General features: G+C 55.8%; 12 protein-coding genes. 2 read left to right on the top strand and 10 right to left on the bottom strand.

Annotated elements, in window-relative coordinates:
• Window position 1: 1 nt before the first annotated feature.
• From N8H74_RS04275 to N8H74_RS04255, 5 genes are all read right to left on the bottom strand, one after another.
• Window positions 2–1732 (bottom strand): fumarate reductase/succinate dehydrogenase flavoprotein subunit, encoded by a 1731-nt coding sequence (locus tag N8H74_RS04275; RefSeq protein ID WP_217829714.1) that lies wholly within the window; start codon window positions 1730–1732, stop codon window positions 2–4.
• Window positions 1729–2481, bottom strand: a complete 753-nt coding sequence (locus tag N8H74_RS04270; RefSeq protein ID WP_262146364.1) for a GntR family transcriptional regulator — start codon at window positions 2479–2481, stop codon at window positions 1729–1731. Before N8H74_RS04270 ends, N8H74_RS04275 begins: the two co-directional genes overlap by 4 nt.
• A gap of 140 nt (window positions 2482–2621) precedes the next feature.
• The gene (locus N8H74_RS04265) at window positions 2622–3590 is read right to left on the bottom strand and encodes a Gfo/Idh/MocA family oxidoreductase (protein WP_262146699.1); all 969 of its coding nucleotides are present in this window, start codon (window positions 3588–3590) and stop codon (window positions 2622–2624) included.
• Between the two features lie 36 nt (window positions 3591–3626).
• A complete protein-coding gene (locus N8H74_RS04260; RefSeq protein ID WP_262146363.1) occupies window positions 3627–4514 on the bottom strand; it encodes a Dyp-type peroxidase in 888 nt (295 codons plus the stop codon).
• 75 nt (window positions 4515–4589) lie between these two features.
• Entirely contained in the window at window positions 4590–5624 is a 1035-nt protein-coding gene (locus tag N8H74_RS04255; protein WP_217829711.1) for an AraC family transcriptional regulator, read from the bottom strand.
• Window positions 5625–5876: 252 nt separating this feature from the next.
• On the opposite strand from N8H74_RS04255, the gene N8H74_RS04250 reads away from it, so the two are divergent.
• Both N8H74_RS04250 and N8H74_RS04245 read left to right on the top strand, forming a co-directional pair.
• Window positions 5877–6782 (top strand): transporter, encoded by a 906-nt coding sequence (locus N8H74_RS04250; protein ID WP_262146698.1) that lies wholly within the window; start codon window positions 5877–5879, stop codon window positions 6780–6782.
• A 215-nt stretch (window positions 6783–6997) separates the two neighbouring features.
• Complete coding sequence (locus N8H74_RS04245; RefSeq protein ID WP_262146361.1) at window positions 6998–9385, top strand: DUF3772 domain-containing protein; 2388 nt, start codon at window positions 6998–7000, stop codon at window positions 9383–9385.
• Between the two features lie 206 nt (window positions 9386–9591).
• Here N8H74_RS04245 and N8H74_RS04240 read toward each other — a convergent pair whose 3' ends face one another.
• From N8H74_RS04240 to N8H74_RS04220, 5 genes are all read right to left on the bottom strand, one after another.
• Window positions 9592–10131 carry a hypothetical protein gene (locus tag N8H74_RS04240; protein ID WP_262146360.1) on the bottom strand — a complete coding sequence of 180 codons (540 nt, stop codon included), beginning with the start codon at window positions 10129–10131 and terminating at the stop codon, window positions 9592–9594.
• A 24-nt stretch (window positions 10132–10155) separates the two neighbouring features.
• Entirely contained in the window at window positions 10156–10851 is a 696-nt protein-coding gene (locus N8H74_RS04235) for a hypothetical protein (RefSeq protein WP_262146358.1), read from the bottom strand.
• A 374-nt stretch (window positions 10852–11225) separates the two neighbouring features.
• Window positions 11226–11870 carry an SLATT domain-containing protein gene (locus N8H74_RS04230; RefSeq protein ID WP_262146357.1) on the bottom strand — a complete coding sequence of 215 codons (645 nt, stop codon included), beginning with the start codon at window positions 11868–11870 and terminating at the stop codon, window positions 11226–11228.
• Between the two features lie 200 nt (window positions 11871–12070).
• On the bottom strand, window positions 12071–13507 hold the full coding sequence (locus N8H74_RS04225; RefSeq protein ID WP_262146356.1) for an RNA-directed DNA polymerase: 1437 nt from the start codon (window positions 13505–13507) through the stop codon (window positions 12071–12073).
• 284 nt (window positions 13508–13791) lie between these two features.
• Window positions 13792–14403: a hypothetical protein gene (locus N8H74_RS04220; protein ID WP_262146354.1), complete on the bottom strand. Its 612-nt coding sequence runs from the start codon at window positions 14401–14403 to the stop codon at window positions 13792–13794.
• Window positions 14404–14439: the final 36 nt, after the last annotated feature.

Here is a 14439-nt window from a genome sequence, read left to right as displayed (position 1 = left end):
ATCAAGCGGCGAAGGCGCCAACCCGCAAGCGGTCGTAGGCCTGCATTTCCTCGGCGTCGAGCGGGATGATGTAAGGCTCGACGGCTTTCTTGAAACTGGTCATGCGGCCGTCATCGCCCTTCTTCAGATGGCAATGGCAGAACCATTCGCGGTCGTCGCGTTGCGGGTGGTCGACCCGATAGTGATACAGGCCCCAGCGACTTTCGGCACGGAACAGCGAGGCCCGTGCGGCCATTTCGGCGCAGTCGCGGATCACGCTGACTTCCATGGCGCGCATCAATTCGTGGGCGTTGTTGGCCTTCATTTCATCCAGATCGCGCTCGATGTCGCTGAAGCGTTGCAGACCGATCTGCATCTTCTTCGTTACTTTCGGCGGTTGCAGGTAGTCGTTGACGAAACGCCGCAGCTTGTACTCGACCTGGGCCGGTGGCAGGCCGTGTTCGCGGTCCAGCGGTGCGTAGACCCGCGCCTGCTCCCTGGCAATCTGCCCGGCATCCAGCGCGGAAAACTCGCGCCCGGCGACGTAGTCCGCCGCGTTGTGCCCGGCAAACCAGCCGTAGGTGAATGCGCCGAGCATGTAGTTGTGCGGCACCGCCGCCATGTCGCCGGCCGAGTACAAGCCTTTGACCGAGGTCTCGGCACGCTCGTTGACCCACACCCCGGACGCCGAATGGCCGCTGCAAAAGCCGATCTCGGAGATGTGCATCTCGACCATCTGCGTGCGGTAGTCGGTGCCGCGATTGGCGTGGAACTGACCGCGACTCGGGCGCTCGTTGCTGTGGAGGATTTCCTCGATGTTCTGGATGGTTTCCTCGGCCAGGTGATCGAGTTTGAGGAACACCGGGCCGTTGCCGCTTTCCAGTTCCTGATGGAACTCCCACATCATCTGCCCGCTCCAGTAGTCGCACTCGATGAAGCGCTCACCCTTGTTGTTGGCGGTGTAGCCGCCCAGCGGGCCGGTGACGTAGGCGCAGGCCGGGCCGTTGTAGTCCTTGATCAGCGGGTTGATCTGGAAGCACTCGAGGTTCGCCAGTTCGGCCCCGGCGTGATAGGCCATGGCGTAACCGTCACCGGCGTTGGTCGGGTTTTCGTAGGTGCCCATCAGGTAACCCGAGGACGGCAAACCGAGGCGTCCGGCGGCGCCGCACGCGAGGATCACCGCTTTGGCCTTGATCACATGGAAATCCGCCGTGCGGCAATCGAAGCCCATCACGCCGTTGACCGCGCCCTCCTCGTCAGTCAGCAAACGGGTGCAGACCAGGCGGTTGGTAATGCTCACCCGCGCGCGCTTCAACTGGCGGTAGAGGACTTTCTTGATGTCATGCCCTTCCGGCATCGGCAGCACATAGGCACCCATGTGGTGGACTTTTTTCACCGCGTAATCGCCGGTTTCATCCTTCTCGAACTTCACGCCCCAGCGGTCGAGTTGCTCGATGGTTTCAAAACTGTGCGTCGCATAGGCATACACCGCCGCCTGATTGACGATGCCGTCGTTGGCGATGGTGATTTCCTTGGTGTACTGCTCTGGCGTTGAGTGGCCGGGGATGATCGCGTTGTTCAGGCCATCCATGCCCATGCTGATCGCGCCGCTGCGTTTGACGTTGGCCTTGTCGACCAGCAGCACCCGCAGGTCGCGATTGTTTTCCTTGGCCTTGATCGCCGCCATCGGCCCGGCTGTGCCGCCACCGATCACGACGATGTCGTATTCCTGTTCAAGAACGTTGCGACTCATGCCTGCTCCCCTTTTTGCCGGTCGATCCGCAGGCGGTACTGGAACGCATCGCCACGGTAGTAAAGGTGTTCGAAGTCCAGAGGCTGGCCGCTGGCGTCGTGGGTCAGACGCTCGATGCGCATGATCGGCGAGCCGGCCTCGACGCTCAGTGCCTGGGTCAGGTCGCTGTCGGCGAGCACCGCGTCAATCGCCAGATCAGCGTGGCCGAGGGCGATGCCGCAGTCGTTTTCCAGGATCAGGAAGATGTCGCGGGTCACGAGGTCAGCCTTCTCCAGCCGCTCGCCGATGGCTTTGGGCAGGTAGGTGATTTCCAGGGAGATCGGCTCGCGGTTGATCAAACGTACGCGTTTGATCTGCGCCACAACTTCGCCCTCCGCCACTTGCAGACGCTCGGCGACGCGCTTGTCGGCAGGGATGAATTTGAAGCTGCGCAGGCGGTTGATTACTTCGTAGCCGCGCCCGGTCATGGACTCGGCCAGACCTTGCAGGCTGCTGACGTTCTGAAAGGTCTTGGGTTTGGCGACGAAGGTGCCTTTGCCGTGGATCTTGAAGATCAGCCCTTCCTTTTGCAGATCGCCCAGAGCCTGGCGCACGGTGATGCGACTGACCTTGAACAACGCGCCAAGCTCGCTTTCGGACGGCATCTGGCTGTCTTGCGGGTATTCCCCATCGAGAATGCGGGCGCGCAGGACATCGCGCAGTTGAGTGTGCAGCGGGACGCTGCTGAGGGAGAGAACGTTATCGGTCATCACGGGATCACTTGTTATAACGAGTTATGACGTGATCTTAGAGACGTTATGACAAGCTTGAGAAATATTGTTTGGGCATAACCTTAGATGCGCCGCTCCACCGCTATCGCTGGCAAGCCAGCTCCCACAGTGAAATGCCGTCAGGAGCGCTTGAGGATCTGGTCCATGAGCCAGTCGGTCTTCAAGGCCTCGGCGGCGGTGGCCGGGTGTTGCGCGGTGCCGCGAATGTGCGCGTTCATGCCCAGGACGTGGTGCCACTGGATATGTTCGTGGTGGGGAATGTCCAGACTGAGGTGCTCCTCGGCATGCAGTTGCACGGGATGCTCGTCGAACACCGAAAACCCGAGCCGTCCCTGGCTGCCGATGATCTCGACCCGATCCTCGCGCCGATCCGCCACGAAGTTCCAGCAGCCCATGCCCAGCGCCCCGCAAGCGAAACGCCAACTGGCACTGACCGCATCCTCGGCCGCGTACAACCCGGCCTGGCGCGCGGTGAGCCCCGCGACTTCGACGATATCGCCCAGCAGGTACTGAAACAGGTCCAGGCCATGGCTGGCCAGGTCAGCGAAATAACCGCCACCCGCCACGGCCGGGTCAGTGCGCCAGTTGGCGCTGCCGTCCAGATCCATGGGCGACGGCGCCTTGGTCAGCGTCCAGCTCAGGTGCCGCACTTCGCCGATGCGCCCCTCCTCCAGCCACTGCCGCACCTGCTGGAAGCGCGGTAACGAGCGGCGATAGTAGGAGACGAACAAATGCAGCCCGGCGTCGGCAAACACCCGCTGCATGTCGCGGCTCTGCCCGGCGTTGAGGGCCATGGGCTTTTCCACGCAGCAATGCTTGCCGGCGGCGGCGACTTTCAGGCTGTAGGCGTGATGAGTGTCAGGGGGCGTGGCGATGTACACCGCGTCCACCTGCGGGTCGTTGATCAACGCATCGACATCGGTATAGACCCGAGCGATGCCGTGGCGCGCGGCGTAATCGCTGACAGCATCGAGACGGCGGCCCATGACCGCCACCAGCGCAGAACCCGGCGCCTTGTAGAAGGCCGGCCCGCTCTTGCGTTCTGTGACACTGCCACAACCGATCATGCCCCAGCGCACCAGGTTCACGTCCATGTCCATGCCCTGCTCCTTATCCTGTACCCGTCAGCCGATGCGCAGCGCGCGCAAATCCAGATGACCATCCTTCAGCGGCGGGCACCAGTAGTAGCCACCGGTGATCGGCCGACTGATGCGGTACAGACCGTCGGTAATGCCATCTTCCAGGCCGCTCATGCGGCGCAATTGCGCTTCGAAAGCGTCGAGGGAGAAACCGAATGCGAGGAACATCAGGCCGGCACGGTCACCTTCGATCCATGGCATCGAACGACGGACAACGAACGCCTCGGGAGCAAAGCTTTCCTGAGCGGTGCGTTTGACGTGGGCGGAGACTGGCGCGTCGTCGATTTCTTCGTTGTCGCTCAGGCGGCGGCCCATGATGTTGTCCTTGTCTTCGGCGGACAACGCGTGGAACCCCTTGAGGTCATGCTGCCACTGCTGGATCGCGGCGAAGCTGCCGCCCACCAGACCTTCGGCGCCCTCGCCCAGCAACGCAGCGGCAATCGCAGCTTCGTCGTGAGGGTTTTCGGTGCCGTCTTCGTAACCGGTCAGGTCGTGGCCGTTCATGTGGCGGAAGGTTTCGTTCATCTGTACCAGACGCAAGGCCGGGGCCAGTGCGGTCTCCACGGCGGTGCTGCGATTGAGCAGCTCGCCACGGTCAACGCCGTGCAGCCAGACCCACAGGGCGTGCTGGGTCGACGGGTTTTCCACGCCGACACCGGTCAGCGCCGGGAAGCTGCGCAAGCCGTCGACTTCGACGTTGAGGGCCTTGACCAGCGACTCACCAAAACCGACCACCGCCGACTTGCCATCCACCAGATTCAGCAGGTTGTCGAACGCCTGCGGCAGCGCTTCAACCGATTCGAGAGCGAAAAACAGGTGACGTGCTTGCGGGGGAACGGGGGTGGCGAGGATGCCCGGCTGGTAGTAACTCATGTGAACTCCTTGAGAAAGTGGCGCGGAGTTTACCTGTAGGCGGATGGTTTGTGGGGGATTCGATGCGCCAGAAAATCAGGCCGCAGGCTCTTGCCGCCACGCACTCGGGCTCATCCCCGTCCAGCGCTTGAACGCCCGGCGAAAGCTGCGCACATCGCTGTACCCGACCTCCTCCGTGATCCGCTCGATCGGCATCTCCGGGTTCGCCAACAAACTCATCGTCCGCGCCTGCCGCACTTGTTCCAGCAGTGCCTCGAACGTCAGCGCATGCTCGGTCAACCGGCGGCGCAACGTGCGGCTGCTCATGTTCAGGTCGCCGGCAATCTTCTCGATATGACTGCCCTGGCTCAGGTCCCGGGCAATCGCCCGCTCCACCGCCTGAATCAGGTCCAGCTTCTGATGCACCTGCGCCGCTTCCAGCTCCAGCAACTTCACCGCCTGACGCAACGCCAGGGAATGATGGTTCGGCAGGTTCACATCCAGCCAGCGCACATCGATCAACATGCGATTGTGCAGGCACCCGAAACGCACCTGCGGCCCAAGCAGCCGGTGGTATTCGTCGACGTAATCCGGCGCCGCATGCACGAATTCCACGGCAATCGCTTTGAAGTCATTGCCCACCAGCGCCCGGCCATACACCAGCAAACTGGCGAAAAATTCCTCCACCGCAAACATCTGAATCTCGGCAAACGGCAGCCGGCACTCGGCATCGAGGTACACCTGCTCGCCCACCACCTCCACGCTGGACACCACGATCCCGCCCGACGTGTGCTGATGACGAATCCCCAGGGCAAACGCGTCGCGCAGGTTCTTGCACAGCGACAGCACATGCCCCAGCAGCCCAAGCGTGCCCAGCACATTTTGCGCGCCGACCCACAGCCCCAGCCCCTGATTGGGCAGGACCTTGAGCGCGCGCTGGATCATGGCGACGGCCTGGCGATAAGAAATGCGTTGCGCCGGGTCCTGCAAGTCTTCACAGGTAAAACCCAGGCCACGGCACAGGCTCTCGGGGTCGATGCCCTTGTTGGCGGCGACTTCGGCCAGGGTCTGCAAGAGGAACGGCGACACCAGCGCCAGTTCGTAGGTGGGGTCGACGACTTTCATATTCATGGAGGTGGACATCCCGGATCACGCTGAATTGTTATTTTTGTAACCGGTTATGTCGAAAGAAGTTAGCACAGGCTTGGCGGACTGTCCGCAGAAGTCCCCCTACGTGTCCGCCAATACCCTGCCCCGGCGTACGACAACGGCTTATTTCTATGGTGCCGGGCGCCATGTGCCCCGGCGGTACGCCCAATCACAATAATAATGAGGACGGACATGACCCAGAACCGCGCGACATTCCCTGCGCATCTCGCCCTGATGCTCGCCACCAGCGCCGTGACCTTGCCGGCCCTGGCGACCGAAGCCGGCGTCGACAATATCGGCACCGGCACCGACGGATTCTTTGTCCTGCCCCTGGACGTCGACAACCTCCCGGAAAACATGGTCGCGTTCAACCTCTACTACAACCACTACAAGGCGACCAAATTCAACATCAGCTCGCTGGGCGGCAAGGTGCCGAATGTCGAGATCGAGTCCACGGCCGTCATCCCGCGCATCGACTACCTGAGCCCGGTCCGGATTCTCGGCGGACGCCTGGCCGGGTACATCGCCCAGCCGTGGCTGAAACAGGAAGTCTCGGTATTCGGCCTCAGCGACACCCGCGAAGGCATGGGTGATACCACATTCGCGCCGATCATCCTGTGGGACATGGGCAAGAACCTGACCCTCGGCGCAGCGGTTGAAGTCACCGTGCCTACCGGCGAATACAGCGTCGATCGCCTGGCCAACACCAGCAACAATTTCTACACCTACAAACCGCTGTTCTCCTTCACCTGGCTGCCGACCGAGCGCACCGAGGTGTCGATGAAGACCACCTACAGCTTCAACGAGAAAAACAAGGACACCGACTACAAGTCGGGGCAGATCTTCCATTTCGATTATTCGGCCAGTTACCGGGTCACCGATGACCTGCGGCTCGGCGTCAACGGCTACTTCCTCAAGCAGACCACCGACGACAAACAGTTCGGCCATACCGTGCAGTTTGCCGGCGAAGACGTGAACGACGGCGTGCGCGGCAAAGTGTTCGCCATCGGCCCGGCGCTGTATTTCACGTTCCTCAAGTACGCCAGCGCGGAGATTCGCTGGGCCAAGGAGTTCGATGTGGAAAATCGGCCGGAGGGTGAAATGCTCTGGGCCAAGATCAGTATTCCGTATGCGTTCTAAGGCAGCCCTCTCTTGGTGATCTCGTGGGAGTGGGCTTGCCCACGAAGGCGTCCTGTCAGTCGGTCTTTATGTAGCTGACCCATCGCCTTCGCGGGCAAGCCCGCTCCCACAGGGGATGTGGGGGGATGGCACACCCACCCTGAAACTTTTCCTCGATCCCCGGCCCGATCACCTAACCTCAATGTTTGTGTGATCAACCGGAATCGAGCCCGCTCATGCGCAATGCCTTGAAGTCGTTGATTTTCATCGCCGTGACCCTGCTCGGCCCAAGTGTCGTGGCCGCCTTCGCCGCCGATCCGCCCGACACCGCCAACGCCGGCATTGCCGCCCCGTTGCCCGGAGTCTCGGCGACTGATCTGCAATCGCTGCAACAACGCCTGGACGAACTCAAACAGCAGATTTCCTCCACCAACAATTACGCCCAGCTCGAAGGCCCGCAAGACCGGGTGCAGTCGTTCATCCTCGACGTCGATCGGCTGTCGGCATCGCTGCTGCCGCAACAGGCCCAACTGAGCGTGCAACTCAGCGTCCTCGGCGCCGCGCCGGCGGATGCGATCGCCCCCGAACAGGCCGACATCGCCGCCCAACGCGCCTCGCTGACCGAACAGAAAAACAAAGTCGACACCACCCTGAAAAACCTCGCCGCGCTCAAGCAGAGCGCCACCGACCTGATCACCCACATCGCCGGCATCCGCCGCAACCTGCTGGAAAGCGAGCTGACCCTGCGCACCTACAGCATTCTCAACCCGTCGTTCTGGGCGCCGTTGTTCGACCCATCGCCGGATGACCGACAGCGCTGGCAAGCATTCGGCGAGCAGATCCGGCAAACCGGCGCCCAGGCCTGGGAACCCGGCCAGCGCTTCTTCACGACATTATTGGTGCTGTTGGCCGCCTTGATCTGGACCGTCGGCCGTCGCCTCGCCGACCGCTGGCTCGCGCAATTCTGCATCCACCGCATGCCCGAAGGACGCCTGCGCCGCAGCTCACTGGCCTTCGCCTCGGCCCTGGCCACGCTCGCCACCACCGCCATCGCGCTGGAACTGCTCTACTACGCCTGCACCCGCCATGTGCCGCTGTCGCCGATGCTGGCGACCTTCTCCGACGAATTCGAAAAAGCCGTCTACGCCTGCGTGATGATCACCAGCCTGGGCCGCGCCTTGCTGTCCACCGAACACCCGTCATGGCGCCTGCCATCGATCGAAGACGAAGTCGCCCTCGCCCTCAAACCGTTCCCGCGTCTGCTCGCCGGCACCCTGCTGGTGCTAGTGACGCTGATCCAGATCAGCAACGCCTCGGGCATGAGCAGCCAGATCGTCATGGCCGGCCGTGGCATAACAGCAGTGCTGGTGATGGCAATCGTCGTGACGCTGCTGGTCCGCACCGCCCGCGTGCGCAAGGCGCTGGTCGCTGCCGGCGACACCTCGGCGGCGGGCAATACCCTGGCCGGGGTGATCTACACCGTCGCCAGCCTGTCGATGGTCATCTCGATCATCGCCCTGCTCACCGGTTACGTGTCCCTCGCCCGCTTCGTCACCTACGAACTGGTCTGGAGCTACATCGTCCTTGCCGGTTTCTACCTGCTGATGCAAGTGCTCAAGGACGGTTGCGCATTCCTCTTCTCGCCGAAACACTCCAGCGGCAAGGCCCTGAAGCAACTGCTGGGCGTCAGCGACCGACGCCTGGAGCAAATGGCGATCCTGACCGCCGGCTTCGGCCGCGCCGGCCTGTTGCTGCTGGGCGTGATCACCCTGTTCGTCGGCGGCATCGGCACCACCCTCGGCCAACTGCTCGCCAACATCGGCACCATCCTCGGCGGCGCCGGCCTGCGCAAACTCAACATCGTCCCCGGCCACCTGATCAACGCCGTGCTGGCGCTGCTGATCGGCATCTACCTGATCCGTGCCCTGCGCCGCTGGCTCGACAACGAATTCCTGCCCAAGACCGACATGGACCCGGGCATGTGCGCGTCCTTGAGCACCCTGTTCTCCAACATCGGCTACGCCACCGTCATCCTCTTCACCCTCTCCTCCCTCGGCGTGCAATGGACCAACCTCGCCTGGATCGTCAGCGCCCTCTCCGTCGGCATCGGCTTCGGCCTGCAAGAAATCGTTAAAAACTTCGTCTCCGGCCTCATCCTCCTCACCGAACGCCCGGTCAAAGTCGGCGACCTCATCAGCATCAGCGGCGTCGAAGGCGACATCCGCCGCATCAACGTCCGCGCCACCGAAATCCAGCTCAGCGACCGCTCCATCGTCATCGTCCCCAACTCCCAACTCATCTCGCAAAACCTGCGCAACGTCACCCTCGGCGGCAGCGCCCAAGGCGTGGCGACGCTGGAATTGATGTTCCCGCTGGATATCGATCCGGAACAGGTCAAGAGCTTGTTGCTGGATACCTATACCGAGCACGAAACCATCCTGGAAAAACCGGCGCCGTTTGTACGGTTCAGCAAACTGACGCCGGACGGGATTACGTTGACGGTGACGGGGTATGTCGGGAGCCCGAGGATTGTCGGGGTGACGAAGAGTGATTTGTTGTTTGAGATTTTGAAGCGGTTGGGGGCGGCGGGGATTGAGTTGGCTAAGCCGGTTGGGGGTGGGTGATTTTTGGGGTGGTGCTGACTTGCTATTGGCTATTCGTAGCAGTTTGTGAGCGGCAGCAATCGGCCAATAGCGGACGCTCGGAGCTACCGATTAGGGCCAATATCAGTCGACGGAACCGATTACGGCTGTTCCATTTTCTCTAATCCGCCTAGCGTCCCGACACGTTGCCGTTCCATTCTCATATCTGTAAACCCACTGGTTTTGAGTTAGCAGCGACGTTTAGGGCGACTGTACCCTGCTTGTTCTAAAAGTTTACTAGCCTCGTGAATGTCGAGTGAGTACCTATCTGGATCCATTAGATCGGTGTAGAACTCTGCGCAACCGCCGACTACATGACCGCTCCAGATTGAAACCTCTCTACTTTCTCTGCGAAATAATTGAAGAAAGAAACGTTTAAAGTCAAATACTAGAGAAAATTTAGCCCTGTAAGGGTTACCCTTGCGCAGATAGTCATCCCAATTTAACCTAATCGGAAGGCGAAAACCCTCCATTCTAGTGGACAGATCTAAAATAATATTAAATGTCAAAAACTCTATTCTCACTCCTAAAAGATCCTGCACCAGAATCCTATTCAATACATTATTTCGTCCTTCGTCAGTATTGTATAAGCTAGTCCATATACCTTTTTGTGACGACTGCACTACAACAATGTGGGCGCGTTGAATCGAGCCAGAACTATCAACAACTATTGCATATTCTGCTGCGCACGGCTGACGATCATTGCCAGCGTAGAAAATTTGCTTCACAAGATAATCTCACTCTATAGGCAGTCAACTCAAAAAAGCCACGAGCTTGCTTCCGAATTTGGTGTTCTGTTTTGACAGGCAACTTTCTGCGCTTAGAATCATTTCAAGCTGCTTTACCTCAACCAACCCCTTTTGATAGAGGTCGCTCCATATGCTGTCAAGAATTTCTTGATTTGCAATTAGTTCGGGCATAGCGCTTGCAATAATTTGAGATAGAGATACTGTGGTTTGATATGGCTTAACACGATTATTCTCTGTAAACCACCGCTCAGGATCTTCGAAAAGCTTTAGGAGCCTAATGTGTGAAACTGTGCATACGTCTACAAAATTAAGGAATATCTGGCGATAATCATCGCTTGGGCATGTAGGTAACGCAGAATTTATTACTGCATTTCGTAAAGCTTCAAGTTTTTCTGCCTGATGGTTCCTTAGTGAGATATTGCAAACTTCTGCAACCGTACTTACAAACGCTTCATTTTCCTGTAGCCCTGCTTCCGTTACAACCCCTTGATCTATGAGGTCGTTTAGAGCTGATCCAATCGCAAGCATTGTCTCTGTGCGACGCTTATTTAAAGGAGCGTCAAGTAAAGAATTAAATATCTCCAACAACGGACTTCCCACAACGGGTACTGCTCCTATGGCAGCTCTTCCAATGCGGTGTAGCTTCTCATCAATTGGTTCGACTTTAGGATCAATCGCTTCAAGATTAATTTTTTCCATAATTAGTGAATCCTTGATATGCCATATAGCCGGTACTAAATATTGATATGCTTCCCATTTTGTCAAGCATATCAATTTTACTCAACTATAGGTAGTCACTCGCGATGAGGCCCTAGCGGGAATACAATTTGGTGTTTTCAAGCCCTAAAATGACTTGCGGAAATTAATTTTTGTCAGATAGGCCTGCAAGTCGTAACAACTCGCAAATTAGGGATACAAAGGAGGAAGGCCCGATTTTTTAAACTTCCAGTACCACATGTCCGCTGTTGACCAAAAGCTGCTCTTTGAGACTGACATCTTTCGGCCTACAGCTTCCACTAATCGATGCTCTTTAGGAATATTATGAAAGTATGGATTTAAGCGATGGAATCCATTCAAGCTGGTGTCATGAACTCAATTCTGGAAAACACAGGAAGCAAAGCAAAAAGCGATATTAGCCAAAAAATCAAGTAATACCAGACACTTGAAAAAAACCATAAAATGCGGATGCGAAGGGCCCGCTTTGAGCTTATATTTTTATGAACAAACTCTGGCGCAGACCGATAGTCGGCAATAAAACGCTGATCATCTATTGGGTCGTGATTGATGTCACAACGGCTTTGGACTGCGTCGTATTCTGCGGATATTGCGCCACATCTCTCCCATGTAACTGAACCAGAACCAACCTTAAAAAGCTCTTGCTTTATTTTTCTCTGCAAAGAATTTAAATCTTCGGCATTTTTGTAGAGCGCATCAGCGTTTGAACCATTTCTTGCTCCCCATTCCATTAAAGAAATAGCTAGCAAAAAAATACCTGACAAAATCGAAAGAGTAGTTATGTAGTCATCAAGCCCGGTGCTTTTTGTGATTGCCGGAGCATAGACTTTTTGAACCACAGCAAGGCAGATACTAATGACTGAGAAAAATGTCAAGCTAATCGTTGAGAAAAGCTCTTTTCGCTTCAAACGTCTAGCCGCATTGTAACGCGCGCCAGCTGTCCGCCAGATAACCGTGCGTAGTTCAACGAGGTATTCTTCCATTTATCTGTCCTTGAAAAAAAGGGTAGCGCCCGAGTAATCAGTCAGATCCACTTCTCAAGCGACCGTTAAACGGCCCTGGGGAAGGTATAACACATTGTGTCACGCCCTTTTTACGGGGCCCGGAGCACTTCCGCTCTCGTCCAGAGGCAAGAGGTACCGCATAGCGGTAGGCGCTACCCACCGTCAATATACACATACCACTAGTAAATTTCCCCTTCATCTTCGTGCATCCGGGCCAATACTAGGCGGATGTAATGATCGTATCTCTCGAGAATCTGGACCTCGGTTAGAGCCACCGCCGGGTCTATCCTGCCGCGGCTTTCTAAAAAGCTGAGCTTCTCAGCCGTCGTCTTCACCACATCATAATCCCTAATATAACCGCCACGCGGGTCGTATTTCATCGAAAAATACGCTCTCGCCAATTTCTTGAGTCGATTGACCCCATGCACGGCTAGTTCAGGAACCCGTGAAACCATCCGCCTAATAGCACCGTCCATTTCATGCAAAAGCTTCTCGTTGGTGATTTGGTTGAAATAGGCAACCCATCCGTACCTTTTATTTTGGCTTATCGCACCTGTAATCTTCTCGTTCAGCTCCAAATAAAATATATCCACCAATCGAGACTCTGTAAGATATTTGAATTTTTCAAGCCGTCTAGACTTGTTATGTTTGTAATCACTAATTTTTGCTGCGATCGATTGTAGAAAACGCTCAACCGTAACTCTTCGCACAGTTATTTCTGGTAGTTTGAAAACATATCCAAGATATGCGAACTCCTGATCTAACGGACCAAATTTCGTTTTCTCAGAGTTCAGGCTGTGAAGCTTTAAACCGCGTCTAGAAAGCCTTCCTTTTAAGGATGTAAATGAGGAGGAAACAAGCTTTTCGTCTCCATACATCAAAACATCGTCTACATATCTATAGTAATGAAGCCCTGGAATGGCGCGCATGGCTTGATCTACATCTGCCATGTAGATAGCCGCTAGAATATTAGAAATCGCTAACCCTTGTGGAACCCCTGTATCCTGCCTAAATAAGGAACGCTGTTTTCGAGGTGTATTTTTAGGAACCGTTGGGGTACGTAACGCGTGACCGATCAGACTTAGAACAGGCTGGTTTTTTATCTTTCTACTGACAAGCATGACAATACGATCTTGATCAATAGAATCGTAGAATTTTCGTATATCAGTGCTGCATACCCAGGCGCGTGGACGGTGCATGGCACCCACATCGAGCGCAACTTGTCGTACGTAGCTACTAGCGACATTTCTTGGAACTTGATCGGGAAAAACTAGTGCAAGATATTTTTGCAGTTGGTGCAAGACTACTCTGTCACGAATAGTTGGAATACTTATTATACGGGGTTCTTTCCCTCTCCCCTTCAACTTTAATTGCTCTAGATATGGAGCAAATCTGAATGAGCCATCGAGGCATTTACCTGAGACTATTTCAAATTCCATTGCTGACCGAGCGCAGAACTGGAAGCCATTAATTCGGTCAATCCCTTTCGCTAAGGAGCCCTTGAAACGATCTCTAAAGACCCACTCCAAAGCTAGGGGGGAGAACATTCGCTCAAAGAGCTGGTTCGCGGTGATCCAACCAGCCTGATATAACAGCGTATCCGTTTCGTGTACCATGAAATCCCTCCCTTATTCATGACTGAAGATTACGCGCTGCAGGGAGCAGATCCTAGATCGTGCTTAAGTCACCCCCAGCTGCGGCATCGTGTGCCTCTATCAGGCCAAAAAGAGCCACATTTCTACTGATGCTTCGCCATATTTCCCTATTCGGGTGCTATTGGTCATGATCGCCTCTTGTCGACCGTGAATCACTCATAGGTGCCCCTTATGAAGGGCTGCTAATTCCCAAAATGTGAAAGATCGTCAAAATTGTGCTGCCTTGTAAACAATTGATTAATCTTTTAGCTAGTCTGCTTAGCAGGAGAAAAATCAACTATCCCGCTACCGAGCTCACCGCCAGTAAGCTTGCTAATTTGAATCGTTATTTTTGATAGAAATTTGCTTTTTTTTGCCATCCATTTCAGTAATTCTACTTTTTCCGCTCCGCCAGGAATGATGTCATCACCAGTTTTATGAGACTTTAGGAGATCCTGAACGACTCCCGCCGCAAAATCCGGAATACTCAGCAGGTCATCCAAGTGAGACTTACCATTGAATGACCTACCGAATCCAACGAGGTCTAGTTTATGCTTGGAGTACATACCAAGCGTCCGAAGAAATATTTGCTGTGTATCGGCGAAACCTCTGTCTTGCGCGTTTTCGTTAATAGCATCGTTATCACAATACCAAAGCAAGCGTTGGTTTTCCCTCGTAGTGAGAGCGGTAAACAATGCGATCGAATGGCAAACGCGAAGAACTTTCTCTCCTGCTGCACCTTTCCACTTACCTAAACCCATCGAAAGTAGTTGTTCCTCGATTAGCTGATGCGCTTGTTTTTTGGATAAACCAAAAACTGTATCGATCTGCTTGTCGATAGCTATGGTAATAATTGCGCCGTGGATAAAATTATCCACAAGATGAAGAAACTCTGGTAAAGCCCGGCTCCTTGG

Source organism: Pseudomonas sp. B2M1-30, from assembly GCF_025447575.1.
GTDB lineage: Bacteria > Pseudomonadota > Gammaproteobacteria > Pseudomonadales > Pseudomonadaceae > Aquipseudomonas > Aquipseudomonas botevensis.
The sequence above is the reverse complement of the archived record's forward strand: the minus strand, read 5'-3'. Positions and strand labels throughout refer to the sequence as shown.